Origin of the sequence: Marivita sp. (assembly GCF_020055635.1) — a bacterium.
Classification (GTDB): Bacteria; Pseudomonadota; Alphaproteobacteria; order Rhodobacterales; family Rhodobacteraceae; genus Marivita.
The window spans coordinates 15,556-40,028 of sequence record NZ_JAIPUT010000013.1 but is presented as its reverse complement, the minus strand read 5'-3'; the positions used below and the strand labels follow the sequence as shown (position 1 = coordinate 40,028).

Here is a 24,473-nt window from a genome sequence, read left to right as displayed (position 1 = left end):
AGGGCTCATGAAACATCTTCTCGCAACTGCAAGCCTTGTCGCGATCGCGGCTTGCACCACGGATGGCGGCACCTATCGCTCGTATTTCTCCGAGGCGGGCGCCATGGTCGACAGCGGCGGCTTCGGAAATGCCAACATGAACAACCACCTCGTGATGACCGGCGAAAAGGGATATGTTTACGATCTCGCCAACCGGTTCTCGCAAGAAGTGGCAAGCACGGTCAATTTCGCGTTCAATTCCGCCACTCTCGATGCGGGCGCACGCGATACGCTGAATGAACAAGCCGCCTGGATCCGCCAGTTCCCGGAGGTGCGGTTCCGCGTCTACGGGCACACCGACAAGGTCGGATCACCAGGATACAACAAGCAGCTCGGGCTGCGCCGCGCCCACGCGGCCGTCAATTACCTGGTCAGCCAGGGGATCAGCCGTTCGCGGCTGGAAGCGGTCGCCTCCTACGGAGAAACCCAGCCCCTGATCGTCACCCAGGGGCGTGAACGTCGCAATCGCCGCACCGTCACCGAAGTTTCGGGCTTCGTGAAATCACACCCGGCGGTCATGGATGGCCGCTATGCCCAGGTGATCTATCGCGACTACGTCAGAAGTGCGGCGCCCACGTCGACCTTGTCGATGGTGGGCGGCGAAAACCTGGTGGAATGACCCACAAGGCGTAACGAAATCTCCCTGTCCGGCGTGCCGGACCAACTCAAACCCGCCACACTGGCGGGTTTTCTTTTTGTCGTTTCTTACCGCACAATTACGTTTTTTTAGCCCAAATGTTGCCCAGATTTTCAAGGAATGTCGCCGGGTGGCAGTCGTGTGCCGTGCCCTTCCGGTTGGGTGCGCGAACTGCGTAGCCGTCAAAAGATTCCGGGCGAACCCGGAGCAACCTTCGTGGCGATTGCAATATGGGATCATAACATGATGACGAGTAGTGCGACGACAAAGCCAGAACCCAGCCCGATCACGGCCTGTACGATCAGCCGCGACGTGCAGAACTTCGATCTTCTGATCGAAGACATGGAAAGCGCCCTTGGTGAAAACTGGGGTGATCTTGGCTTTTCCGAGGCGCTGGCCTTCTTCAGTCAGCCCGAGGCGGAGCACCTGGAATTCGTCGCCATCGCTATCGACGAGTCCGACGAGGATGATCTTGTCATGCTCGGCGAGATCATCTCGCTGGCCGATTCCAAGGGTATCAAGGTCATCCTGATCGCCGAGGATGTCAGCCCCGCGGCATTGCATCAACTGCTGCGCCGGGGCGCGGATGAATTCGTGCCCTACCCTCTGCCCGAAGGCGAACTCGAGGCCGCCATCGAGCGGCTGCGCACCAAGCCCGAACGCCCGGCAGCGGCCGCATTTCCGGGCGGTGATTCGCAAGGCGATGGCGTCTTGCTGGCCGTGCAGGGCCTGGCTGGGGGCACCGGAGCGACAACCGTCGCGGTGAACCTGGCCTGGGAACTGGCGGTGGTCGACAAGAAGGCGCCGACGCGCGTCTGTATCCTGGATTTCGGGCTTCAGAGCGGCGCAGTCAGCACCTATCTCGACCTGCCCCGCCGCGAGGCCGTTTTCGAGATGTGGTCCGATACGGACTCGATGGACGAGGACGTGTTTCATCAGGCCCTGACCGAATACGAGGAAAAGCTCTGGGTTCTGACCGCGCCGCCCGACATCCTGCCATTGGACATGATCGGGCCGCAGGACGTGCAGCGCATTCTGGACTATGCGCGCGCGCGATTTGATTATGTCGTGGTGGACATGCCCACGACGCTGGTGCAATGGACCGAGACGGTCCTCACCAATGCGCAGATTTATTTTACCACACTAGAACTGGATATGCGCTCGGCGCAGAACGCGCTGCGCTTCAAGCGGGCGCTTCGATCCGAGGAGTTGCCGACCGAGAAGCTGCGCTTCTGTCTGAACCGCGCCCCGAAATTCACCGATCTGAACGGCAAGAGCCGGGTCAAGAGGCTGGCCGAAAGCCTCGAGATCTCGATCGAGGTCCAGCTGCCCGATGGCGGTCGCGCGGTCACTCAGGCCGGAGATCACGGCACACCGCTGGCAACGGCAGCGGGCAAGAACCCGCTGCGCAAGGAAATCGCCAAACTCGCCATGTCGCTGCATGAACTCGGCAAAAGCGAAGCCGAGGCCGCTTAAGGCAGGAAGGTAGACACCAATGTTCTCGAGATACAAGAAATCAGCCCCCGGCAACGCCAAGCCGGCGCTTGCACCTGTCAGCGCCGAGACCGAGCACACGAAAACGGCACCTGTCGAGCCCACACCCAAGGCCAGCCTGCGCCGGGCCCCGCAGAAGCCTGCCGCCGTGCCCCAGCCAGCCGACAAGGAGCGCAAGCGCAAGGAGCGCCTGTCCGAGATCAAACTCGATCTGCACCGTGCACTTCTGGACAACCTGAACCTTGGCGCGCTGGAAAGCGCGACCGAGGCCGATCTGCGCGCCGAGATCAGTTCGATCGCGGGCGAATTCCTTGAAGAGCGCAGCATCGTTCTGAACCGGGAAGACCGCAACACGCTGACCCAGGAGCTTTATGACGAGGTCCGCGGCCTCGGCCCGCTGGAAACGCTGCTTCAGGACGACACCGTCAACGACATCCTCGTGAACGGCCCGCAACAGATCTTCGTCGAACGCGACGGCAAGCTGCAACTGAGCGATGTCACCTTCAAGGATGAAAAGCATCTGTTGCGGATCATCGACAAGATCGTGTCGGCCGTGGGCCGGCGCGTTGATGAATCCAACCCCTATGTTGACGCCCGCCTTGCAGACGGTTCGCGTTTCAACGCCATGGTGCCCCCCGTCGCGGTGGATGGCAGCCTCGTGTCGATCCGTAAATTCAAGAAGGACAAGCTGGGCATTGACGATCTGGTCAGGTTCGGCGCCTTTTCCGAAGAAATGGCCGCCTATCTTCAGGCGGCGGTGGCGACGCGGCTCAATATCATCGTGTCGGGCGGTACCGGCTCGGGTAAGACGACGACGCTCAATGCCCTCTCGTCCTTCATCGACAATGCCGAACGCATCCTCACCATCGAGGATACCGCCGAACTTCAGCTCCAGCAGATCCATGTGGGCCGGATGGAAAGCCGTCCCCCCAACGTGGAAGGCAAGGGCGAAGTCAGCCCGCGCGACTGTCTCAAGAACGCGCTGCGGATGCGCCCCGACCGCATCATCGTCGGCGAGACGCGCGGCGAGGAGGTGATCGACATGCTCCAGGCCATGAACACCGGCCATGACGGGTCGATGACTACGATCCACGCCAACAACGCCCGCGACGCCATCAGCCGTCTTGAGAACATGGTCGCCATGGCCGGGATCGAGATGCCGCTCAAGGCGGTGCGTTCGCAGATTGCATCGGCGGTGCATCTGATCGTGCAGGCCTCACGCCTGCAGGACGGTTCGCGCCGGATGACCTCGATCACCGAAGTGACGGGAATGGAGGGCGAGGTGATCTCGATGCAGGAAATCTTCCGCTATCAGCGTGTCGGCCTGACGCCCGAGAACAAGATTATCGGCCATTTCACCGGAACCGGGGTGCGTTCGAACTTTACCGAGCGATTCCGCCTCTGGGGCTACGACCTGCCTCCCAGCATCTATGAACCCATCGCAGCGGAGTAACCCCGATGTCCATCAGTGCAGAACCGATCATCTACGCGTTGATCTTCGTCGGGGTTCTCGTCCTCGTCGAGGGGATATACCTGACCGTCTTCGGGCGCTCGATCAGCCTCAACAGCCGGGTGAATCGCCGCCTCGAGATGCTGGACAAGTCCGGCAACCGCGAAGAGGTGATGGAAAAGCTGCGCAAGGAGATGCAACAGCACCTCAAGGCGCGTAACATTCCAATCTATGCGATCCTGTCGGAAAAAGCGCAAAAGGCGGCCATCGCCTTTACGCCCAGACAGTTGATCATGCTGATGGTGGCGGTGACCGCGCTGGCCTTTGTGGGCCTGACCATCGGCACCGCGACCAGCGTGCCGGTCCGTGCCCTCGTGTCGGTGGTGATCGGCGTCGGCGGGGTCTTCACCTGGATCAACATGAAGGCCAACAAACGCATGGCGATGTTCGAGGAGCAATTGCCCGACGCCATCGAACTGATGGTGCGCAGCCTGCGGGTCGGCCATCCGTTCTCTTCGGCGATCTCGATTGTCGCCAACGAAGTTGCGGATCCGCTTGCCACCGAATTCGGCATCATCGCGGATGAATCCGCCTATGGCCGCGATGTCGGCGAGGCGCTCAAGGATCTGGCCGAGCGGCTGGACATGCAGGATCTTCGCTTTCTTGCGGTCGCGGTGACGATCCAGCAGCAATCAGGCGGCAACCTGGCCGAAATCCTAGATGGTCTGGCAAAAGTGATCCGTGCCCGCTTCCGCCTGTTCCGCCGCGTCAAGGCGATCACCGCCGAGGCGAAGTGGTCGGGCAAGTTCCTCTCTGGCTTTCCTGTCTTGGCCCTGATCGGCATCCAGCTGATCGATCCCAACTACTATGACGAAGCGATGGAGCACGCCTATTTCATCCCCGCAGCTTTGATCGTGGGCACCTTCCTGGTCGCCAACCTCTTCGTCATGCGCGCGCTTGTGAACATCAAGGTCTGAAAAGGAACCCGAGGTGATGGAACTCTTCGACCAAATTCAGGGCGGCCTGATCAGCGCCCTTGGCCCGTTCGGCCCCCTGATCGCCGTCGGCACGCTCGGGATTCTTCTTGTGGCGCTGATGATCCCGATGCTGATCCGCGATTCCAAGGATCCGCTGGAAAAGCTCAAGAAGGACCAGCGCCAGCAGTCGCGCCCAACCGGCAAGGAATCTGCACATCTGCGCACCAACCGGCGCAATGAGAAGCTGGACAAATACGCGAACTTCCTCGAACCCCAGGATGCCAAGGCACTGTCGCAGATCCGGCTGACCCTGATCCAGGCGGGCTATCGCAACCGCGATGCCGTTCGCTATTTCCACTTTGCCCAACTGGCCTTGGCGCTTGGCCTGTTGACCCTTGGCGTGATCTATTTCCTGATGTTCAAATCAGGCGAGGAAACCAGCGCGCAAGAAGCGATCCTGTATATCCTTGGCCCCGGTGCGGTCGGGTATCTCATGCCCAAATACTGGGTCACAAAGCGCCAGCAAAAGCGCCAGGAAGAGATTTCGGACGGCTTTCCCGACAGTCTCGACATGATGCTGACCTGCGTCGAGGCCGGGCAATCGCTGGATCAGTCGATCATTCGCGTCGCCAACGAGATCGCCGCCTCCTATCCCGCTCTGGCCGAGGAATACGAGATCGTGTCCCAGCAGGTGAAGGCCGGGCGCGACAAGGCATCGGTGCTCAATGAAATGGCCGAGCGCTGCGGCGTGCAGGATATTTCCAGCTTCGTGACCGTGTTGGTCCAGTCGCAGACCTTCGGCACCTCGATCGCCGATGCGCTGCGGGTCTATGCCGGCGAGATGCGTGACAAACGCGTCATGCGGGCCGAAGAAAAGGCCAACAAGCTGCCGACGAAGATGACATTGGCCACGATGATGCTTACAGTTCCGCCATTGCTTATCATCCTGGTCGGCCCGTCGGTTCTTGGTATCATGGAACTGTTCACGATGGCCGGCCAATAACGGCGAGGCAACATGATACGGGCAGGGGCAACTCTGGCATTGGTGATCGCCCTGGCTGCCTGCAGTCCGGGCGTTTCGCATGAAGGGCCTTACGCACCGGGCGTGGCGCGCAGCGGCGAGACGGTGGATGGGCTTGTGGTGGGCCATCGCCTGATGGATGCGGGCGAATATGATCTGGCGATCGACGCCTATTCGCGCGCCGCGCTGGAACATGGCATGACCGCAGATGTTCTGGCGGGGCTGGGCAGCGCCAATCTGGGCCTTGGCCGTCTTGGCAGCGCCGAACGCCTGTTACGCGACGCAATCGAAAAGGACGAGGACTCTCCCGAGATATGGAACAACCTTGGTGTTGTGCTCATGGAAAAGGGCGAAATCAACGAGGCCGCCCAAGTCTTTCGCCGTGCATACGGATTCGACAATGGCGCAAGTGACGCAATCCGCGACAATCTGCGCTTAGCTCTCGCAAAATCGGAAGAAAACTATTATGCTGCTGCTCAAGAACAAGATTATAAACTGGTACGGCGTGGCAGCAGCGACTTTCTGATCCGCCGAATACCGGGATGAGGCAGAGGCAGTAAAAGGACGCAACAAATGCGCCGACCTATCTTTATTTCCCTGTGCATGACAGGCGCCATCGCCCTTGCGGGCTGCGGAGAGTCCAAGGATGCCGATGTTGATCGCGCTTTCCAGAGCGTCAATGTCGTGGATGAAAGCAATCTCAACGACGTGATGCTGAATGTGGCCGACGCCGACGAGGCGGTCTCGTATTTCCAGCGCGCCACCAGCGAAAAACCTGACCGGATCGATCTCAGGCGCGGCCTGGCCAAATCGCTTGTGCGCGCCAAGCGCAGCACCGAGGCGGTGTCGGCCTGGAAATCCGTGGCCTCGCATGAAGAGGCCACCAATGACGACCAGGTCGAATATGCAGATGCGCTGATCCGCAACAACGAATGGAAACGCGCCGACGAGGTTCTGGATTCCATCCCGCCCACGCATGAGACCTTCAAGCGATACCGCCTTGAGGCGATGATCGCCGACAGCAACCAGAACTGGAAGAAGGCCGACAGCTTTTACGAAACCGCCGTTGGCCTGACCACGCGCCCCGCGGGCGTGATGAACAACTGGGGCTATTCCAAGCTGACACGCGGCGATTTCAGCGGCGCCGAGCGTCTCTTCTCGGACGCGATCCGGCAGGACAACGCGCTGTTCACCGCCAAGAACAACCTTGTTCTGGCCCGCGGCGCACAGAAGAAATACGTGTTGCCGGTTATTCCCACCAATCAGGAAGAACGCGCCCAACTGATGTATACGCTTGGTCTTTCGGCCATCAAGCAGGGCGACACCGAGATCGGCAAGGGCTTGCTGCGCGATGCGATCGAAACCCATCCGCAGCATTTCGAAGCCGCCGCACGCAGCCTGAACGCGCTTGAGGGCAACGTCAGCAATTGATCCGGACCCTGAAGTTCAGGAAACGCCCATGTCGCTTCATGTCACTGTCCAGCAGTCCCTTTGGTTTCTGCCTTTTGCCGTGCCGATCTGTCTCTGGGTGATCTGGAGCGACCTGCGCGATATGCGTATTCCCAACCATGCGGTCCTGGCGCTGGCTGGCGTATTCCTTGTGGTCGGTCTGTTCGTGGTGCCACAGCCCGAATACCTTTGGCGGTTGGCAGCCCTGGTGGTCATGCTGGTGATCGGCATGCTGGCCAATGCCGCAGGCATGATGGGCGCCGGGGATTCCAAGTTCCTGGCCGCCGCTGCGCCCTTTATCGCCATTGGCGATCTGACCTTCCTGTTGCTCATCCTGGCCACCAACATGCTGGCCTGTTACGCCACCCACCGTCTGGTCCGGGGCAGCCGCCTTCGCCAATTGGCGCCGGACTGGGCAAGCTGGTCAAGCGGGCCCAAGTTTCCCATGGGCTTTGCCCTTGGCAGCACGCTGATAATCTATCTCGGTCTTGGCGTCGCCTTCGGCAGCTGAGCCCCTGCCCCGCACCTGCCCGACCCTCTCCATAATTTCTGCATGTTTGCGCGCCATGGTCACATCATGGCCCCGCCGCCGCGCGGGACGCTTTTTGACGTGCAACACAAAACCGCGGGCAGAAACAGATGAACATGCAACCGACCCAGCAGGGCGTCCAGCCGCCGCCGCCTCCGAGCGGCCTTCAGGACATGCAGCTGCCGATCGTCATGATGCGCGATATCCTTATCAAGACCATGTTCCGCAAGAACGTGGACACCGCCAGCGAGTTGGCCGATGCGATCTGCCTGCCGCGCGCCGTGACGCAGGAACTGATCGACATCGCCCGCGAACAGAAACTGGTCGAGGCAACAGGCACGCTGAACGCCAATTCGGGCAGTGAAATGGGGTTTCAGCTGACGGATGCGGGCAAATCCCGCGCGCTCGATGCGCTGTCCCAGTCGGAATATTACGGCGCCATGCCCGTGCCGCTGGCGGCCTACCGCGAACAGGTCAAACGCCAGTCGATCCGCAACATCCAGATCACCCGCAACGAGTTGACCGGCGCCATGGGCCACCTGGTTTTGCCCGACAGCCTGCTTGACCACCTTGGGCCGGCGGTGTCGGCCGGTCGCTCAATCCTGATGTATGGCCCGCCGGGCAACGGTAAATCTAGCATCTCGAACGGGATTCGCGACGCGATGGGCGACCGGGTCTATGTGCCGCGCGCCATCGAATATTCCGGCCAGGTGATCACCGTCTATGACCCGATCGTGCACTCCAAGGCCGAGGTGGAACAAGACGACCCCAACAGCCTGCGCCGCAAGCGCACCTTCGATACCCGCTATGTTCAATGCGAGCGCCCCACCGTCGTGACCGGCGGCGAACTCAGCCTCAACATGCTGGATCTCGTCTACAACCCGACGGCACGCACCTACCAGGCGCCGCTGCAGCTGAAATCCACCGGCGGCATCTTCATCGTCGACGACCTTGGCCGCCAGGCCGAGCCGCCCCAGGCGCTGGTCAACCGCTGGATCGTACCGCTGGAAGAATCCAAGGATATCCTTGCCCTGCAATCGGGCGAGAAATTCGAGGTGCCTTTCGACACGCTGGTGATCTTCTCGACCAACTTCCACCCTAACGAGATCTTCGACCAGGCCGCCCTGCGCAGGATCTTCTTCAAGATCAAGATCGACGGGCCCAACCAGGAAAACTTCCTCAAGATCTTTGCCATGGTCGCCAAGAAAAAGCAGATGCCACTCGATGAGGCCGCGCTGGTGCATCTGCTCAAAGTGAAATATCCGACCATTGACAACATCTATGCGAATTATCAGCCGGTCTTCCTGATCGATCAGATGATCTCGATCTGCGAGTTCGAGGGTATCCCCTATCAGATGACCCCCGAACTGATCGACCGGGCCTGGGCGAACATGTTCGTCAAGGACGAGAAGATCGTGAAATAGGCACCATAAGTTTGGCTGAAACCGGGCCAGCGCCGCGCGACATTCAATTGCGTCCGGCGATCGCCAGCTTGTTTTGCGCCTGTGGCGCCATGATGCCCATGCGTTCGAGTTCGCCGCGATAGGTGCGGCTGACCGGCACCCGGTCGCCATTCTTCAGCAGCACGAACAGTTTATGAGCGTTCTCACGTTCGACCTGCATGATCGCGCTGCGCGTCACCCAATGCGAGCGGTGGACACAAAATCCTTCGACAGGTTCCATCTCGTTTATCGCATCCGAGAGGCGCAACCGCAGAACCTGCTTGCCCCGTGTCGTCACCACCTCGACATAATGGTCATTCGCGCTGAGCCGCAGCACCGGGGCGCGGACGTCGTCAGAGAGGCGCCGCAGCAGGCGCGGCCCCGGAAGTGAGGTCGTGCCGACCGCATCGCTCAACCCGGACCGCAGCGGCACCGGAGTCAACCGGCAGATCTGGCGCCGCGACGCCAGCACGCCGAGCGAGATCACGAATGTATTGAATATGACCCCCCCGAGGCTGATCAATCCTTCGGGTGCATCAGCCTGAATGTTGGAGCGCAGAAACCAGACCAACGGCCCCAACAGGCAGGCGATCATCAGCGCCGTGAAGGGATCGAACAGGAACGGGCGATTCTCGCCGAGGATCAACAGGGCGACGGCATACATGGTATACCCGACCACGATCCCCCCGGTCGTCACCAAGCCCCAGTAGAGCGCGCGCTCCACCACGTCCATGTAAAGGAGTGTTCCGAATGGCCCTGCAACGGTCGCTATGGCTACGCAGGTTACCCAGATGAAAACCGTTGTAGGTGATACCAACGTGCTGAACGTCTCCGTAAAGACGAAACGAAGTTTACTGAACTCAACCATCTGGGCCCGATTTATGTTGCGCCACTACCCTATAGAGGTTTTCATCGCATGCCAACGGTGCACTCTGACGCGCCTGTCCGCCATTAGATGAGGCATGTTTGCGCAAGATGAACGATTTCAAGCCGCTTTGCCCGACCGTGGATCAAAGGATACGCGAAAGTTTCGCCGCGCAATCCATGATGACCACGCTTGGCGCCAACATGATGCATGTTGCGGCTGGCGCGACCGAAATTCATGCTCCGATCCTGCCTGGCAGTCGCCAGCAGCACGGTTTTGCCCATGCCGGCCTGACATTTGCCATCGCCGACAGCGCCGCGGGCTATGCTGCGCTGTCGGTCATGCCCGCGGATCACGAGGTGCTGACCACCGAAATGAAGATCAATCTGCTGGCACCGGGGAAGGGCGAGTTGCTGATCGCTCACGGCAAAGTGATCAAGCCGGGCCGCCGTCTGGTCATCGTTCAGGCCGATGTCTTTGCCCGCAACGATGGCAAGGACATTCATATCGCGATGCTGACCGGCACGATGATTCCCCTCGCGCCGGTCTGAATTGCGCCGCAAGCCGCCTGTTCAGGCAGTCAGCCCCTCGGGTTCGCTCAGCCCGTTGGCGCGGCAACAGGCGGTCACCGTATTTGCCAGAAGGCAGGCGATGGTCATTGGCCCGACCCCGCCGGGGACCGGGGTGATCGCGCCCGCCACCTCGGCACAGCTCTCGTAGTCGCAATCGCCCACGAGCCGGGTCTTGCCCTCGCCCTTTTCCGGTGCGTCGATGCGGTTGATGCCCACGTCAATCACCGTCGCGCCAGGCTTGATCCATGCGCCGGTCACCATCTCGGGGCGACCGACGGCAGCGACCACGATATCGGCCCGCCCGGTCACTTCCTGAATATCCTTCGTGCGGCTGTGGGCGATCGTCACGGTGCAGCTGTCACCCAGCAAAAGCTGCGCCATCGGCTTGCCCACGATATTCGAGCGCCCGATCACCACGGCATTGAGCCCCGACAGGCTGCCAAGGTGGTCGCGCAGCATCATCAAACACCCGAGTGGCGTACAGGGCACCATGGATTTCTGCCCGGTCCCCAAAAGACCCACATTCGAGATATGAAACCCGTCCACATCTTTGGCAGGATCGACCGCGTTGATCACCAACTCTTCGTCGATGTGACCCGGCAGCGGCAATTGCACCAGTATCCCGTGCACCGCCGGATCGTTGTTGAGGCGCTCGATCAAGCCCAGCAGTTCCTTCTGCGAGGCGTCAGCGTCCAGTTTGTGCTCAAAGGAATTCATCCCGACCTCGACGGTTTGCTTGCCCTTCGAGCGCACATAGACTTGGCTGGCCGGGTCCTCGCCCACCAGCACCACCGCAAGACCGGGAACGATCCCGTGCTCTTCCTTCAGGCGCGCCACATGACCCGCCACCTTTTCGCGCACCCTGGCCGCGAATGCCTTGCCGTCGATGATCTGAGCCGTCATCGCAGTCCCCTTCCGAAATGGATAGCCATCACGCCCCGCATACATAGGCGGGGCGCGGAAATTCAAGCGTCGTCGTTCAGAACAGGCCCTCGATATCGCCATCCGCGTTCAGCTTGATCGCCTCGGCAGCGGGCCTGCTGGGTAGACCGGGCATGGTCATGATCTCGCCGCAGATCACCACGACGAAACCCGCACCCGCGCTCAGGCGCACTTCGCGGATCGGCACCGAATGGCCGACCGGCGCGCCCCGGCGGTTCGGGTCGGTGGTGAAGCTGTATTGCGTCTTGGCCATGCAGACCGGCAGATCACCATAACCCGCGTCTTCCCATTCCTTGAGCTGGTTGCGGATCTTCTGATCGGCCAGCACCTCGTCGGCGCGGTAGATACGCTTGGCGATCGTGTCGATCTTTTGCAGCAAGGGCATGCTGTCGGCGTAAAGCGGCGCGAAATTGGCCTGATCGGCATCGGCGATCTCGGCGATGCGGGTCGCCAGTTCCTCGGTCCCTTCCGAGCCCTTGGCCCAGTGCTGGCACAGGATTGCCTCGCTGCCCTGCTCGGCGACATAATCCTTCACCGCCTGCACCTCGGCATCGGTGTCGGTCACGAAATGGTTGATCGCCACGACAACTGGCACACCGAAGGATTTGACGTTCTCGATATGACGGCCCAGGTTCGGACAGCCATTCTGGACCGCCTCCACGTTTTCCTCGCCCAGATCGGCCTTGGCGACGCCGCCATTCATCTTCATGGCGCGCACGGTGGCCACCACTACCACGGCCGAGGGTGCAAGCCCCGCCTTGCGGCACTTGATGTTCATGAACTTCTCGGCGCCCAGATCCGCGCCGAAGCCCGCCTCGGTCACAACGTAATCTGCCAGTTTCAAAGCCGTGGTCGTCGCCATGACCGAATTGCAGCCATGCGCGATATTGGCGAAGGGGCCGCCATGAACGAAGGCGGGGTTGTTTTCCAGCGTCTGCACCAGGTTGGGCTGCATCGCATCCTTCAGCAGCACCGTCATCGCGCCATCGGCCTTGATGTCGCGACAAGTGATCGGCTCGCGCTTGCGCGTATAGGCCACGATGATATTGCCCAGGCGGCGCTCAAGGTCGCCCAGATCGGTGGCAAGGCACAGGATCGCCATCACCTCGGAGGCGACGGTGATGTCGAACCCGGTCTGGCGCGGGAAGCCGTTCGAGACCCCGCCAAGCGACGTGACGGTATCGCGCAGCGCCCGGTCATTCATGTCCAGCACCCGGCGCCAGACGACGCGGCGCTCGTCGATGCCCAGTTCGTTCCCCCAGTAGATGTGGTTGTCGATCATTGCGCTCAGCAGGTTATGCGCGGTGGTGATGGCGTGGAAATCCCCGGTGAAATGCAGGTTCATCTCTTCCATCGGAACAACCTGCGCATAGCCGCCGCCAGCCGCGCCGCCCTTCATGCCAAAGCACGGCCCGAGGCTGGCTTCGCGGATGCAGATCGCGGCCTTCTTGCCGATCCGGTTCAACCCGTCGCCCAGACCCACGGTGGTCGTGGTCTTGCCCTCGCCCGCCGGTGTCGGGTTGATCGCGGTTACGAGGATCAGCTTGCCGTTCTCGTTGCTCTGAACGGAATTGATGAAATCCTGGCTGATCTTGGCCTTGTCGTGGCCATAGGGCAAAAGGTGGTCGCTATGGATGCCAAGTTTCTCGCCGATCTCCTGGATCGGCTTCTTGTTGGCTTCGCGGGCGATCTCGATGTCGGACTTGTAGCTCATGATGTTTCCTCGCACGGGCCGAAGGCGGTGAAGTTTCCCTATGTCGCACATATCGGCTTTGCCCGGCCGCGCAGCACGCAATTCCGACATAATCGGTGCGTGTTGCGGCGGCTCGTCGCAGCGTGGTTTCTGATCGGAAACAGCGCGCGCTGCCCGGCAACCCGGTGTCGCATGGGAACCTTGGCGCGCCGCAAGACGCCCGGACCTAGTGGCCCGTGGCTTGGGCCATATGCGCCCAAGGGCGCTGATCGGGAACATGCAGGCGCAGGATGTCGCCCAGCCTCAGGGTGCCCTCGCGCTCGACCCAGGCAGTCACGCCGCGCCGCCCCTCGGCCGCCGCCTTGAAGCCCCGCCCCTTGCCCGGCGCATGTTCGTCGATGGGTTTCGCCGGCAGATGGCAGGGACGGTTCTCCATATCCACGACAAGGGTCGTGCCGCTTTCGGACTGCAGGCGCGACGAGGGCGGCAGATGGGTGAAATCATCGATTCCCTCAAGCACGATCGACGCCCCGACCCAAGCGGGCTCAAGATGATCGAGCCCCATATCGGCGGCGATCAGCGCCAGTTCCTCGGCGGAAAGGACCGAAAATTGCCGCACATTGCGGATGTCTGTACCGCGCGGATATTGCTGCGTCACGCGGCTGCACGAAGGCCGCGTGAGCCCTGCATGTTCCTCGCCCTCGACCCCGGCATATGTGGCCATGATCTCGGACAGTGGTTCGGCACACAGGCTCGCCTCGCGGTGCGCGACCCTTCCAAGCCTGGTGATGCGGGCGGTGAAATCGGTGGGCAAAAGTGCTGGCATGATGCATCCTTGTCAAAGAGCTTCGAACACAACTTTCCCGTGTTGCACGCGCCCGGTCAAATGACAAAATGTGCGCCGCTGCATCAGTGGCTGTTCAGACGGTCAGCGTAAAGAACATCCGCCGGAACGGGAACAGCACCGATCCATCGGGCCTGACGGGATAGGCCGCATGCATGACCTCTTCGTAGCGGCGGATCAGATCGGCCTTCTCGTCCTTGTCCAGCGCCTCGAGAACCGGGCGCGCATAGGTGCTTTCGGTGAAGCGGCGCACCGGATGGCTGCCCGCCTCAGCGACAAGGCGCTGGTAATACTCGGTCTCCCAAAGGCGGAACTGCCCACGCCGCGACAGAAGCTCTTCGTATTTGACCGGTGCCATGACGCCGGGCGTGCCCATCTTGCCGATCCGTCCGGGGAACAGTTCCTCAACGAGGCTCAGCCAGACGCGATGCGAGGGCGCCTTATTCTGATGCGGCATCTGCACCGCCAGCGTGCCGCCCTTACCCAACAGCCCAGCAAGGCGCGGCATCAGGTCTTCGTGGTTGCCCACCCAGTGCAGCACGGCATTGGAAAAGATCAGGCCCGGCGCGCGGCGCGGATGCCATTCCATGATATCGGCGCGTTGCAGGCTGTCATAGCCGGGCATCTGCTGCGCTTTTTCCAGCATCGCCGGCGACGCATCGACACCGATCACCTCGCGCCCGCCCGCACGCGCCTTTAGCGCCTCGCCAAGCGCACCATTGCCGCAGCCAAGGTCGATGAGATCGCCCGCACCCATCCGGCTGACCGCATTCAGCAGGTCCAGACCGGGACGCAACCGCAAATCCCGGAACCTTGCATAGGCTCCGGGATTCCAGTCTGAAGAGGCGGCCACGCCGCTCACGCCGAGGGCTCGGGCTCCGGCCCGCCATCGCCCAGTTTTCCGGGCGCGGCCTTGGGCTTCGTCTTGGGAATCGCGGTCAGCGAGGGCTTGTCTTCCTTCTCGGGCGAACCGTCGCTGTCGTCGTCGGACTCGGGCGGCTCGCCACGGATGACCCGTGCGATTTCCTCTCCGGTCAGGGTCTCGTATTCCAGAAGCCCCTGCGCCAGCCGGTCCCACTCTTCCTTCTTTTCGGTCAGGATCTTGTGGGCCTGATCATAGGCCTCGTCGATCATGCGCTTGACCTCGTCCTCGATCAGTTCCTTGGTATGGGCCGAAATCGAGAAACCGCCAGCGGCATTGCCCATGTAACCCTCGTGGGCCTGTTCGTAATCGACATTGCCGACCTTGTCCGACATGCCCCAGCGCAGAACCATGGCGCGTGCAAGGCCGCTGGCCTGCTGGATATCGCCCGCCGGTCCGTTGGACACGTCATCAGGACCGTATTTCAGGATTTCGGCCGCCTTGCCCGCCATGGTCATCGCCAGCTTCTGCTCGCATTCAGACTTGTGCCAGTTCAGGCGGTCGATCTCGGGCAGGCTGACCACCATGCCCAGAGCGCCCCCGCGCGGGATGATCGTGGCCTTGTAGACCGGGTCGCATTTGGGCAGTTCCAGCCCGACGATCGCATGTCCGGCCTCGTGATAGGCGGTCTTTTCCTTCTGATCGTCGGTCAGCACCATCGAGCGGCGCTCGGCGCCCATCATGACCTTGTCCTTGGCGTTCTCGAAATCTTCCATCGTCACGAAACGGCGACCGACCCTCGCGGCCATCAGCGCCGCCTCGTTGACCAGGTTGGCAAGGTCCGCACCCGAAAAGCCGGGCGTGCCGCGGGCGATAATCCGCAGATCAACATCCGGGCCAAGCGGCGTCTTGCGCGCATGAACGCCCAGGATCTTCTCGCGCCCCTTGATATCGGGATTGGGCACGGTGATCTGGCGGTCGAAACGACCGGGGCGCAGCAGCGCAGGGTCCAGAACGTCCTTGCGGTTGGTCGCGGCGATGATGATCACGCCTTCGTTGGATTCAAAACCGTCCATCTCGACCAGAAGCTGGTTGAGCGTCTGTTCGCGCTCGTCATTGCCCCCGCCATAGCCCGCGCCGCGATGGCGGCCAACGGCGTCGATCTCGTCGATGAAGACGATACAGGGCGCGTTCTTCTTGGCCTGCTCGAACATGTCGCGCACACGGCTGGCACCGACACCAACGAACATTTCCACGAAATCCGAGCCCGAGATGGTGAAGAACGGCACACCTGCCTCGCCCGCGATGGCACGCGCGAGAAGTGTCTTACCGGTGCCCGGAGGCCCCACCAGCAGCGCACCCTTGGGAATCTTGCCGCCGAGGCGGCTGAATTTCTGCGGGTTGCGCAGGAATTCGACGATCTCTTCAAGCTCTTCCTTGGCCTCGTCGATCCCGGCCACGTCGTCAAAGGTCACGCGGCCATGCTTTTCGGTCAGCATCTTGGCCTTGGACTTGCCAAAGCCCATCGCGCCACCCTTGCCGCCGCCCTGCATGCGGTTCATGAAATAGATCCACACACCGATCAGCAGGACAAATGGCAGAAGCGAGATCAGGAAGGTCTGGAAGCCCGATTGCTCCTGCGGCTCAGCGCTGATGGGGATGTCGGCATCGATCAGCTTGTTGGTCAGTTCCGCATCCTGGGGTTTGATGGTAACGTATTCCTTCCCATCCGCACCGCGAAAGCGCACATTCTCGCCGTCCAATGTCACTTGGCTGACATCACCCGCGTCCACAGCGGTGATGAACTCGGAATACTTGATCGCCTTGCTCTGGAGCGTGTTGCCCGGACCGCTGAACAGATTGAACAGCGCCAGGATCAGCAGGAACAGGACCAGCCAGAAGGCGATGTTTCTTGCGTTACCCAAGGAAATTCTCCTCAAAATTCGGATGGCGAGGGCCTATCATGAAACCCATCAGTCTAAAATAGAGATCACGCCCGTATCTTCAATGAGATAAATAAGACGCAAGGTAGGCTTCTTCGTCGCGGATCAGCCGCGCGCGCCATTCCCCGCCACGTCCCGCCAGCGGTGCCGCCAGCAGTTCCGCCCCGTGCCACAACGCCGGAGACGCCATCAGGGACGCCGCCGGCAAGCCATCTTGCGCCCGTTCGTCGCAGGCGGCCAGGCCCTCGGGGCCAAGTGCGGCGATCTCGGCGCCGCGTGGGCATTCGGGGCCTTCAAGGCGCCAGCGACCGTCCCAGACCTCTCCGGCCGGAACGCGCAGCAACTCGACCGCCTTCCATTCACGGGTGATCCGCACGCCGCTTTTGCGCGGACAGACCAGGCAGCCATGCAAGGTCATGTCCCGCCCCTCGCCAATCGCCTGCATGAGGTCATCCATCGCCCGTCCACGCGGCCCGTAGCCGGCACCGCTGATCCAGTCGAGCGCCCCCAAAAGCAGCCGCCGCGCCACTTCGGGGGGCAGTCCGGCAAGGCCGGCAGGGTCGATCACCAGATCGCCCGATTGCACCTCGACAAGGTCGCGCGCGGCTTGGGACGCATATGAATAAAGGGTCGCGCGCACATCGCCCAGCCGCCGCGCCACGCGCGACAGCCCCTCGGGCGTGATCCCGAGCGGCGCCAACTCTGCCAGCACGGCGCGGGCGCGCACCCGCTCATAGGCAGTGTCCTCGTTGCTCGGATCGTCGCTCCAGCCAATGTCACGCGCGCGCAGTTCAGCGCGAAGCGTCGCGCGCGTGACCGCCAGCAGCGGGCGGCAAAAACCGACGCCCGCGATCATGCGGCAGGGCGCCATCGCCGACAGACCGTCAACCCCGGCGTCGCGCGCAAGACGCATGAGGAAAGTTTCCGCCTGATCATCCGCCGTATGGCCCAGCGCAACATGCGCGACCCCCTTGCTGCGCGCCCACTCAGCCATCAGATCGTAGCGCGCGCGCCGCGCCCTGTCTTGAAGGTTGCCCTGTCCGTCCCAGCCTGTCCACGTCAGGATGTCATGCGCCAGCCCCAGCTTCGCGCAAAGCCGCGCCACCTTTGCCGCCTCGTCGGCGGCTTCCGGCCGCAGCCCGTGATCCACGGTAACGACACAAAGATCCGGCCCACCCAAACGGCGCCAATCGTCCAGCAAAACCAGAAGTGCGACCGAATCACTGCCACCCGAAACCGCTACGCCCAGCCGCGCGGGTGGCCTGGGCCCGAAATGGGCCTGAATCTGCGCCAGCAATGCCGAGGCGCTGCCCGTCACTGACACCCCAGGTCGGACATGGTCGCGCGCGCATCCGATACCGCCGCGGAATCGGGAAAGCGATTGCTGACCTCGCTCAGCGTCACGCAGGCCTGTTCGACCTGCCCCAACTGACCCAGCGCCCAGCCCAGCCGCGACAGCGCCTGGGGCGCATCGGGTCCGGCCTGATCGGCGCTGAACGTGTCGAGATAGGCGCGCGCGGCCTCTTTCAGCTGGCCGGATTTCTCAAGCGCCTCACCGCGCAGCAAACCGGCGCGCGCCGTCAGCGGCCCGCCGGGATAACTTCGCTGGAAGGTGGCGAACTGCTCGGCGGCCTCGGCGTAATTGCCGGCATCAAGCTCGGCCTTGGCGCGCTCGAAATCAGCCTCTTCGCTGACCGCAAGCTGCGGCATCTCGGCATCGGCACCGCCAGCGGCGTCCTGGCCCGCACCGCCGCCCGATCCTTCGCCGCCGTCCATGCCAGCGGAAGGGCCGGTTGTGATACCTCCCAAGGTACTGCCTTCGCCAAGTGCACCGATATCGCAATCCTCTTCCAACTCGCACAGGCGGAATTCCAGATCACCGATCCGGTTCGCGCCATCCTCGGCAACGCTCTGTACACGATGTTCCAGTTGCTCGGTCTTCGCCGTCAGGCGCTGCAACTCGCTTTCGATCGCGTTCACCCGGTCCAGCAAGGTGCCGCCGGAACTCAGTTGCCCTGCGGACCCGGTGGTGTTCAGCTCCCGCTTGAGCTTGCGCAGCTCGACATAGAGTACCGACAGCTCTTGGCGGATATCCGCAAGCGTCTCGTCATTGGCCTGCGCCCCCGAAACCGGGGGAAAACTCAGCGTTACAAGGGTCAGAACGGCGATGAACCGGCGCATCCGATGCTCTCCTTCAAAGGGATCAGCTGCTCGGCACGGCCGAGATCACCGTCACCGCGCGGCGGTTCTTGGAATAGCACGCCTCGTCGGCACAGAGCTCGATCGGGCGTTCCTTGCCATAGCTCACCACCTTCAGGCGGTTATCCGCAACGCCGCGGCTCACAAGATACTCATGCACCGAGTTCGCGCGCCGCGCGCCCAGCGCAAGGTTGTATTCGCGCGTGCCCTGCTCGTCGGCATGGCCTTCGATCACGGCCGAATAATCGCTGTTGGTCATCAGCCATTGCGCCTGTCCGTCCAGCGTCGCCTGCGCCTCGGCTGACAGGGTCGACTGATCGACCGCGAACAGCACCCGGTCACCGACCGTCTGCTGAAAATAGACCGGCGATGCAGGGTCCTGCGCCGAACCGGCCATACCGGCCCCGACGCCGTTATTCATGCCCCCGGCACCGCCGCTGCCATCGGCGAACCGGTCAGGATTCGAACAGGCGGCCAGCGCCATGCCTGCACATAGCAGGATCGTCTTGCTCAGATAATTCATTCTATTGCCCCACTCGTTTATAGTGTCATGCCCGTGTTTGATCCTACCACAGCGCCAACGCCTTGGAAATGCGCGCAGCGCCGCGGCTCGTCTAATCCTGCAACGGCGACCACGACGGATCGCTCGCTCCGGTGTCGGTCGGCACTTCGCGCAGGTTTCGCCCCGTGATGTCCACCGAATAGAGGCTGGCGCTGCCCTGCGCACCCTGCGTTTCGCGTGTGAACATAATGACGCGCCCGTTCGGGGACCATGTCGGCCCCTCTTCCAGGAAGGATGCCGTCAACAAGCGCTCCTCGCTGCCATCGACCCGCATCACCCCGATATGAAAACGGCCCTTGGATTGCTTGGTAAAGGCGATCAGATCGCCGCGCGGCGACCAGACCGGCGTGCCATAACGCCCCTGCCCGAAGCTGATGCGCTGCGCCTCGCCGCCGTTCGCCGGCATCACGTAAAGCTGCTGGTTTCCCGAGCGGTCGGATTCGAACACGATCCGGCGGCCATCGGGGCTGAAGCTGGGCGCGGTCTCGATCGAGGGCGCCGTGGTCAGGCGCGTGCCGGCGCCGCTGTTGATATCCATGCTGTAAAGGTCGGTATTACCGCCGCGTGTCATCGAATAGACAACGGTGCGCCCGTCCGGCGCAAAGCGCGGCGCGAAACTCATCGAGCCTTCCTGCTGCTCAAGCGCGCGGCGCTGCGCCGACCCCACATTCATAACGTATATCCGCGGAAAGCCGCTTTCGTAGCTGGTATAAAGGATGCGGTCGCCACTGGGCGAAAAGCGCGGCGCCAGCACGATCGACGAGGAACCGGTCAGGTAGCTCACATTCGCGCCGTCGTAATCCATGATTGCCAGCCGCTTGGCGCGCTGATCCTTGGGGCCGGTTTCGGAAACGAACACCACACGGCTGTCGAAATAGGGCGCCTCGCCGGTGATCCGGCTGTAAACCTGATCGGCCACCTTGTGCGCGATGCGCCGCCAGCCGTCCTGCGTGCCCACCAGTTGCAACCCGTCGCCCAGTTCCTGACCGGCGAACACATCATAAAGGCGGAACCGCACCACCAGCTTGCCGGTGCTGTCCAGTGTCACCGCCCCTGTGACCAGCGCCTGCGCATTTATCGCCTTCCAGTCGGCGAATTGCACGGGACTCGAAAAACTGGTCACACGGCTGATGAAGGCATCCTGCGGAATCTCCCGGAACAGCCCGGTCCCGGTCAGGTCGGCCGCCACGACCTGGGCGATCCGGCGGCCCATCTCGGCCCCTGCGGCATCATCCGCGACGAATTCCGGCACCGCAAATGGCATCGGTTCGATCACGCCCTCGGTCAGTTCAAGCCGGAGCGGCCCGTTCTGGGCCACCGCGGGCAGCGTCCACAGCATGAGGGCCGCCAGGAGGGTCATCACGTAATGCTTCATTTGATCCTCATTCTCTCCGGATTGAACGTCATTTCAATGTCACGCCAATGATCATACTTGTCTTTCGGCAAATTAAAGCCACTCGCACCGCAACGGATGATCGCGCGCCGCGCCGCCTCGTAAGCCTGTTTGGCCGCGCTGCCGCTACCACCCGAGGCGCTCAGCATCTCGATCGAGCTGGTCACCGGGCGCGAATCCTCGCTCATGGTGACACTGACGACCACCGTGGTACGCAGCGCCTCGGAACTGAGCGAACCCACATTCCAGCAATTCTGCACCGCCACGCGCAGCGCATCCTTTTCGCCAGCCGTCAGCGGCGGCCCCGAAGGCGCGCCCTGATCGGTGCCGCCGGTCTGCGCCTGGCCCTGCCCCAACGCCTCGGCCAGCGCATTGTTCACCGCATTCTCGTCTGTTTCCGGCTCGCTCGGCGCCGGGGCGTCTTGTGTGGGTTCGGCTTCGGTTGCGGGCGTTTCGGGCCGCGTGCGGGGCCGGGGCGATCGCGTCGGCGCGGCGCTGGCCAGGTCGTTTTCCTCGGCCTCGGTCACGATCTCGGTGGTGGCTTCCTCGCGGGCGGTCTCGCGGGTGTCCTCTTTGACGGTTTCGGCGGCCTCGGCATCGGGCGTGGTCTCCTGCTGATCGACCTCGTCGATCTCGACATCCGGGTCTGGCTGCGCCACGGGCTCGGGCGCGACACGCGGCGCGGGTCGCGGCTGCGGGCGCGGCGACACCTCGGGCACCAGCGCCGCGACATCCTCTTCGGGAGGCGTCAGGACGGGGGGTGCATCGCTCACCTCGGCCTCGGGCAGGGGCGCGGGCGGCTCCTGAGGTTCGGGCACGGTATCTGCAGGCGGCGTCTCGCTTGCTTCGGGCTGGCTCATCTCGGGCGTTGCATCCTCGGTCGCGCTCAGCTCGGGCACCCCCTCGCCTTCGGCGGGCGGTTCGGGCGTATCCACATTTGCCACCGCCTCGGGATTGTTCGGCGCATTGCTCAGCGCCGCGAACTCCTCGGCCGATATGGCCGTGACCTCGGTCACCTGGAACGGCAGCGGCTCGGACTGAAAGGCGCCACCGAACAGCGCCCAGCCCATCAGAGCCAGATGCCCTGCCCCGGATATGATCTGCCCGGTGTTCACGCCAGCGCCTTCAGCCGCCCCGGTTGTCCAGATCGGGCCCGCCGGTATCCGTCACCAGCCCGATATTGGAAAACCCGCCGCGATTGAGAGCACCCATCACCTGCATCACATCCGCATAGGGAACCACACCGTCCGCGCGCAGATAGACCCGCGTGCTGTCACGCTCGGCGGCGATCGCGCGCAGCCGTCCGATCAACTCGTCCCGCGCCACTTCCGTGGTCTGGATCATCACCACGCCCTCGCTGGTGATCGTCACCGACAGCGGCTCTTCCTCCTCGCCCGGCAAGGCGTTGGCGGCGGTCTTGGGCAGCTCCACGGGAACGCCCACCGTCATCAGCGGCGCGGCCACCATGAAGATGATCAACAGCACCAGCATCACGTCGACAAAGGGCGTGACGTTGATCTCGGCCATCGGGCGCGAACGCCCGCGCCCGCGCCGTCTGCGCCCGTTCTCGCCCGATTTCTGAATGACACCTGCAACCATCGCTCAGGAATCCAGCTGACGGCTGAGGATGGTTGCGAATTCGTCCGCGAAGGCCTCGTAATTGGCCACGATCCGGTCGCAATCGGCACTCAGCTTGTTATAGAAGATCACCGCCGGGATGGCCGCCAGAAGACCCAGCCCCGTCGCCAGCAGCGCCTCGGCGATACCGGGCGCGACAACGGCAAGGTTGGTGTTCTGCTGCTCGGCGATCTCGATAAAGGCATTCATGATGCCCCAGACCGTGCCGAACAGGCCGATGAAGGGCGCGGTCGACCCCACTGTGGCCAACACCGACAAGCCGCTTTGCAACTGCTCGCTTTCCTTGGCGATCGCGACATCCATCGACCGGTCGATCCGCGCCGTCGCCCCGGCGATCAGCGCGCCATCGGTGCGGTGACTGCGTCGCCACTCCATCATGCCTGCGGCGAATATCCGCTCGGATTGCCCCGCCGGGTCCGGTCCGATCTCCTCGAACAGTTCATCGAGCGGCTCGCCCGACCAGAACCTGCGGTCGAAAATCTCGGCCTCGCGACGCGCCTTGCGATAAGTGATCAGCTTCTGGATGATGATCGACCATGCCCAGAACGAGGCCACGATCAGCATGAGCATCACCAGTTTCACGATCAGGGTGGCGCGTGCAAAAAGCGCCCACATGGAGAAATCAATCTCCTGTGCCAATGCCAGGGTTTCTGCTTCCATATTGCCTGCTCTTTTCTCTCGGTGGCCTTGTTTTCAGGCCTTATTGAGGAAGAAACTATCCGAATTCCAAGGGGAAAGCCAACAACATCCGCGTTACCGGTGACGATTTTCGCCAAACCGCGCGGTTCCGGCGGATAACCGCCGGACGTCCCTAGTGCAGCAGAAGCCGGATATTGGCCGGCAGGCGCGCAGGCTGGCCCGCCTCGTTGATGCAGACAGCCGTGACCACCGCACTGAACAGCGTTTCTTCACCGCGCATCACAACCTGCTCCATGATGAGCCGCGCGCCGGTTACCGCCAGGGTGCGCGTGCGCACTTCCAGCATGTCGTCAAATCTCGCCGGGATCAGGTAATCGGCCTCGACGCGGCGCACCGCAAAGACGATGCCATCCTCGTCGCGCAGCGCGTTCTGATCAACACCCATCTCGCGCACCCAATCGCTGCGGGCGCGTTCTATGTACTTGAGGTAATTGGCATAATAAACGATACCGGCCATGTCGGTGTCTTCGTAATAGACCCGCACCGCAAAGACATGCTCACCGCCCCTTGGCCCCGACGCCTTTGAAAAGTCGATGGTCTCGCCGCTTTTCTTCGCCATTCCCTGCCCCGCGATATTCAGGCGGGCGGTTCTTGCGCCGCGCCTCGACCGTTACGGCGACAGAGGGCCGCAAACCGGCGCGGGGGTCAAGGCGTTTTCAGCTCCAGATCGTCGCGGTCGCGCAGCTCATATGCCGCAAGGCGCTCATGAACCGCCCCGTCCGGCCCAAGGATCGAACGGTAAAGCCCGAACTCGGCCACCTCGAAAGGTTCAAGATCAAGATCGCCATGCGCCTCAAGAAATGCGCCCAGCCGGTCCAGCTCATGGCGCGGCATTTCCCGGGGAAAGCGCGCCAGCGTCACATGCGGGCGAAACCTCTGGCGCTGCAGCGCGATCCCCGCCTCCATCGAAGCGCTGCGCACCTTGCGATGCAACGCGACCAGCGGATCGCTGCGCTCGACGCCCGCAAAGACAAGCCGCGGGCGCGCCCGGTTGAAAACGTCTAGCCCTTTGATATGCAATGTGAACTCCGGCATATCGATTTCGGAAAGGGTCTCGTGGACAGCCTCGGCTAATGGCAGGTCCTGGTCATCCAGAAAGGCCAGCGTGACATGGAATGTATCGGGGTCCGCATGGCGCCCGACGCGCAGATCGCCTTGCAGCCGCGTCAGCGCGGCGCGCGTCACCGGCGGCAGATCAATGGCAACGAACAGCCTCATCACGC

The 24,473-nt window shown here is 62.4% G+C and carries 25 protein-coding genes; 10 read left to right on the top strand and 15 right to left on the bottom strand.

Translation table 11 applies throughout. From position 1 onward, the window contains the following. Positions 1 to 7 precede the first annotated feature (7 nt). The 9 genes from LCF60_RS08755 to LCF60_RS08715 all read left to right on the top strand — a co-directional run bounded on the left by LCF60_RS08755 (position 8) and on the right by LCF60_RS08715 (position 9,020). Positions 8 to 658, top strand: a complete 651-nt coding sequence (locus LCF60_RS08755; protein ID WP_292291179.1) for an OmpA family protein — start codon at positions 8 to 10, stop codon at positions 656 to 658. Between the two features lie 264 nt (positions 659 to 922). Further along, entirely contained in the window at positions 923 to 2,152 is a 1,230-nt protein-coding gene (locus tag LCF60_RS08750) for an AAA family ATPase (RefSeq protein ID WP_292291256.1), read from the top strand. Between the two features lie 19 nt (positions 2,153 to 2,171). Next, positions 2,172 to 3,623: a CpaF family protein gene (locus tag LCF60_RS08745; protein WP_292291177.1), complete on the top strand. Its 1,452-nt coding sequence runs from the start codon at positions 2,172 to 2,174 to the stop codon at positions 3,621 to 3,623. Between the two features lie 5 nt (positions 3,624 to 3,628). Further along, the gene (locus tag LCF60_RS08740; protein WP_292291175.1) at positions 3,629 to 4,597 is read left to right on the top strand and encodes a type II secretion system F family protein; all 969 of its coding nucleotides are present in this window, start codon (positions 3,629 to 3,631) and stop codon (positions 4,595 to 4,597) included. A 16-nt stretch (positions 4,598 to 4,613) separates the two neighbouring features. Then, positions 4,614 to 5,600, top strand: a complete 987-nt coding sequence (locus tag LCF60_RS08735) for a type II secretion system F family protein (protein ID WP_292291173.1) — start codon at positions 4,614 to 4,616, stop codon at positions 5,598 to 5,600. 12 nt (positions 5,601 to 5,612) lie between these two features. Beyond that, a complete protein-coding gene (locus tag LCF60_RS08730) occupies positions 5,613 to 6,164 on the top strand; it encodes a tetratricopeptide repeat protein (protein ID WP_292291171.1) in 552 nt (183 codons plus the stop codon). Positions 6,165 to 6,191: 27 nt separating this feature from the next. Then, on the top strand, positions 6,192 to 7,049 hold the full coding sequence (locus tag LCF60_RS08725) for a tetratricopeptide repeat protein (protein WP_292291169.1): 858 nt from the start codon (positions 6,192 to 6,194) through the stop codon (positions 7,047 to 7,049). A gap of 28 nt (positions 7,050 to 7,077) precedes the next feature. Next, positions 7,078 to 7,578 carry a prepilin peptidase gene (locus tag LCF60_RS08720; RefSeq protein ID WP_292291167.1) on the top strand — a complete coding sequence of 167 codons (501 nt, stop codon included), beginning with the start codon at positions 7,078 to 7,080 and terminating at the stop codon, positions 7,576 to 7,578. A gap of 128 nt (positions 7,579 to 7,706) precedes the next feature. Next, a complete protein-coding gene (locus LCF60_RS08715; RefSeq protein WP_292291165.1) occupies positions 7,707 to 9,020 on the top strand; it encodes an ATPase in 1,314 nt (437 codons plus the stop codon). Positions 9,021 to 9,063: 43 nt separating this feature from the next. On the opposite strand, the gene LCF60_RS08710 is transcribed toward LCF60_RS08715, so the two are convergent. Beyond that, a complete protein-coding gene (locus LCF60_RS08710; RefSeq protein WP_292291163.1) occupies positions 9,064 to 9,906 on the bottom strand; it encodes a LytTR family DNA-binding domain-containing protein in 843 nt (280 codons plus the stop codon). A gap of 107 nt (positions 9,907 to 10,013) precedes the next feature. Between LCF60_RS08710 and LCF60_RS08705 the strand changes: the two genes are divergently transcribed. Beyond that, positions 10,014 to 10,454: a PaaI family thioesterase gene (locus tag LCF60_RS08705; RefSeq protein ID WP_292291161.1), complete on the top strand. Its 441-nt coding sequence runs from the start codon at positions 10,014 to 10,016 to the stop codon at positions 10,452 to 10,454. A 21-nt stretch (positions 10,455 to 10,475) separates the two neighbouring features. Here the strand turns inward: LCF60_RS08705 and folD are convergent, their stop codons facing one another. The 14 genes from folD to thpR all read right to left on the bottom strand — a co-directional run bounded on the left by folD (position 10,476) and on the right by thpR (position 24,468). After that, positions 10,476 to 11,378, bottom strand: a complete 903-nt coding sequence (gene folD / locus LCF60_RS08700; RefSeq protein ID WP_292291159.1) for a bifunctional methylenetetrahydrofolate dehydrogenase/methenyltetrahydrofolate cyclohydrolase FolD — start codon at positions 11,376 to 11,378, stop codon at positions 10,476 to 10,478. 76 nt (positions 11,379 to 11,454) lie between these two features. Next, complete coding sequence (locus LCF60_RS08695) at positions 11,455 to 13,131, bottom strand: formate--tetrahydrofolate ligase (RefSeq protein ID WP_292291157.1); 1,677 nt, start codon at positions 13,129 to 13,131, stop codon at positions 11,455 to 11,457. Positions 13,132 to 13,336: 205 nt separating this feature from the next. Beyond that, entirely contained in the window at positions 13,337 to 13,936 is a 600-nt protein-coding gene (locus LCF60_RS08690) for an MOSC domain-containing protein (protein WP_292291155.1), read from the bottom strand. Positions 13,937 to 14,030: 94 nt separating this feature from the next. Then, a complete protein-coding gene (locus LCF60_RS08685; protein ID WP_363318400.1) occupies positions 14,031 to 14,807 on the bottom strand; it encodes a methyltransferase domain-containing protein in 777 nt (258 codons plus the stop codon). 5 nt (positions 14,808 to 14,812) lie between these two features. Further along, on the bottom strand, positions 14,813 to 16,741 hold the full coding sequence (gene ftsH, locus LCF60_RS08680) for an ATP-dependent zinc metalloprotease FtsH (protein WP_292291153.1): 1,929 nt from the start codon (positions 16,739 to 16,741) through the stop codon (positions 14,813 to 14,815). Positions 16,742 to 16,820: 79 nt separating this feature from the next. Then, on the bottom strand, positions 16,821 to 18,077 hold the full coding sequence (gene tilS / locus LCF60_RS08675; RefSeq protein ID WP_292291151.1) for a tRNA lysidine(34) synthetase TilS: 1,257 nt from the start codon (positions 18,075 to 18,077) through the stop codon (positions 16,821 to 16,823). After that, positions 18,074 to 18,940, bottom strand: coding sequence for a tol-pal system protein YbgF (gene ybgF, locus LCF60_RS08670; protein ID WP_292291149.1), 867 nt, complete (start codon positions 18,938 to 18,940; stop codon positions 18,074 to 18,076). The genes tilS and ybgF overlap by 4 nt, the downstream gene beginning before the upstream one ends. Before the next feature lie 22 nt (positions 18,941 to 18,962). Then, entirely contained in the window at positions 18,963 to 19,481 is a 519-nt protein-coding gene (pal, locus tag LCF60_RS08665) for a peptidoglycan-associated lipoprotein Pal (protein ID WP_292291147.1), read from the bottom strand. Positions 19,482 to 19,572: 91 nt separating this feature from the next. Beyond that, positions 19,573 to 20,895, bottom strand: a complete 1,323-nt coding sequence (tolB, locus tag LCF60_RS08660) for a Tol-Pal system beta propeller repeat protein TolB (RefSeq protein ID WP_292291145.1) — start codon at positions 20,893 to 20,895, stop codon at positions 19,573 to 19,575. Further along, complete coding sequence (locus LCF60_RS08655; protein ID WP_292291143.1) at positions 20,892 to 22,028, bottom strand: energy transducer TonB; 1,137 nt, start codon at positions 22,026 to 22,028, stop codon at positions 20,892 to 20,894. Before LCF60_RS08655 ends, tolB begins: the two co-directional genes overlap by 4 nt. Before the next feature lie 10 nt (positions 22,029 to 22,038). Further along, positions 22,039 to 22,512 carry a protein TolR gene (gene tolR, locus LCF60_RS08650; protein ID WP_292291141.1) on the bottom strand — a complete coding sequence of 158 codons (474 nt, stop codon included), beginning with the start codon at positions 22,510 to 22,512 and terminating at the stop codon, positions 22,039 to 22,041. A gap of 3 nt (positions 22,513 to 22,515) precedes the next feature. Continuing rightward, positions 22,516 to 23,211 carry a protein TolQ gene (tolQ, locus tag LCF60_RS08645; RefSeq protein WP_292291139.1) on the bottom strand — a complete coding sequence of 232 codons (696 nt, stop codon included), beginning with the start codon at positions 23,209 to 23,211 and terminating at the stop codon, positions 22,516 to 22,518. A 151-nt stretch (positions 23,212 to 23,362) separates the two neighbouring features. Continuing rightward, positions 23,363 to 23,809: a tol-pal system-associated acyl-CoA thioesterase gene (gene ybgC / locus LCF60_RS08640; RefSeq protein WP_292291136.1), complete on the bottom strand. Its 447-nt coding sequence runs from the start codon at positions 23,807 to 23,809 to the stop codon at positions 23,363 to 23,365. A gap of 86 nt (positions 23,810 to 23,895) precedes the next feature. Further along, complete coding sequence (gene thpR, locus LCF60_RS08635; RefSeq protein WP_292291135.1) at positions 23,896 to 24,468, bottom strand: RNA 2',3'-cyclic phosphodiesterase; 573 nt, start codon at positions 24,466 to 24,468, stop codon at positions 23,896 to 23,898. Positions 24,469 to 24,473: the final 5 nt, after the last annotated feature.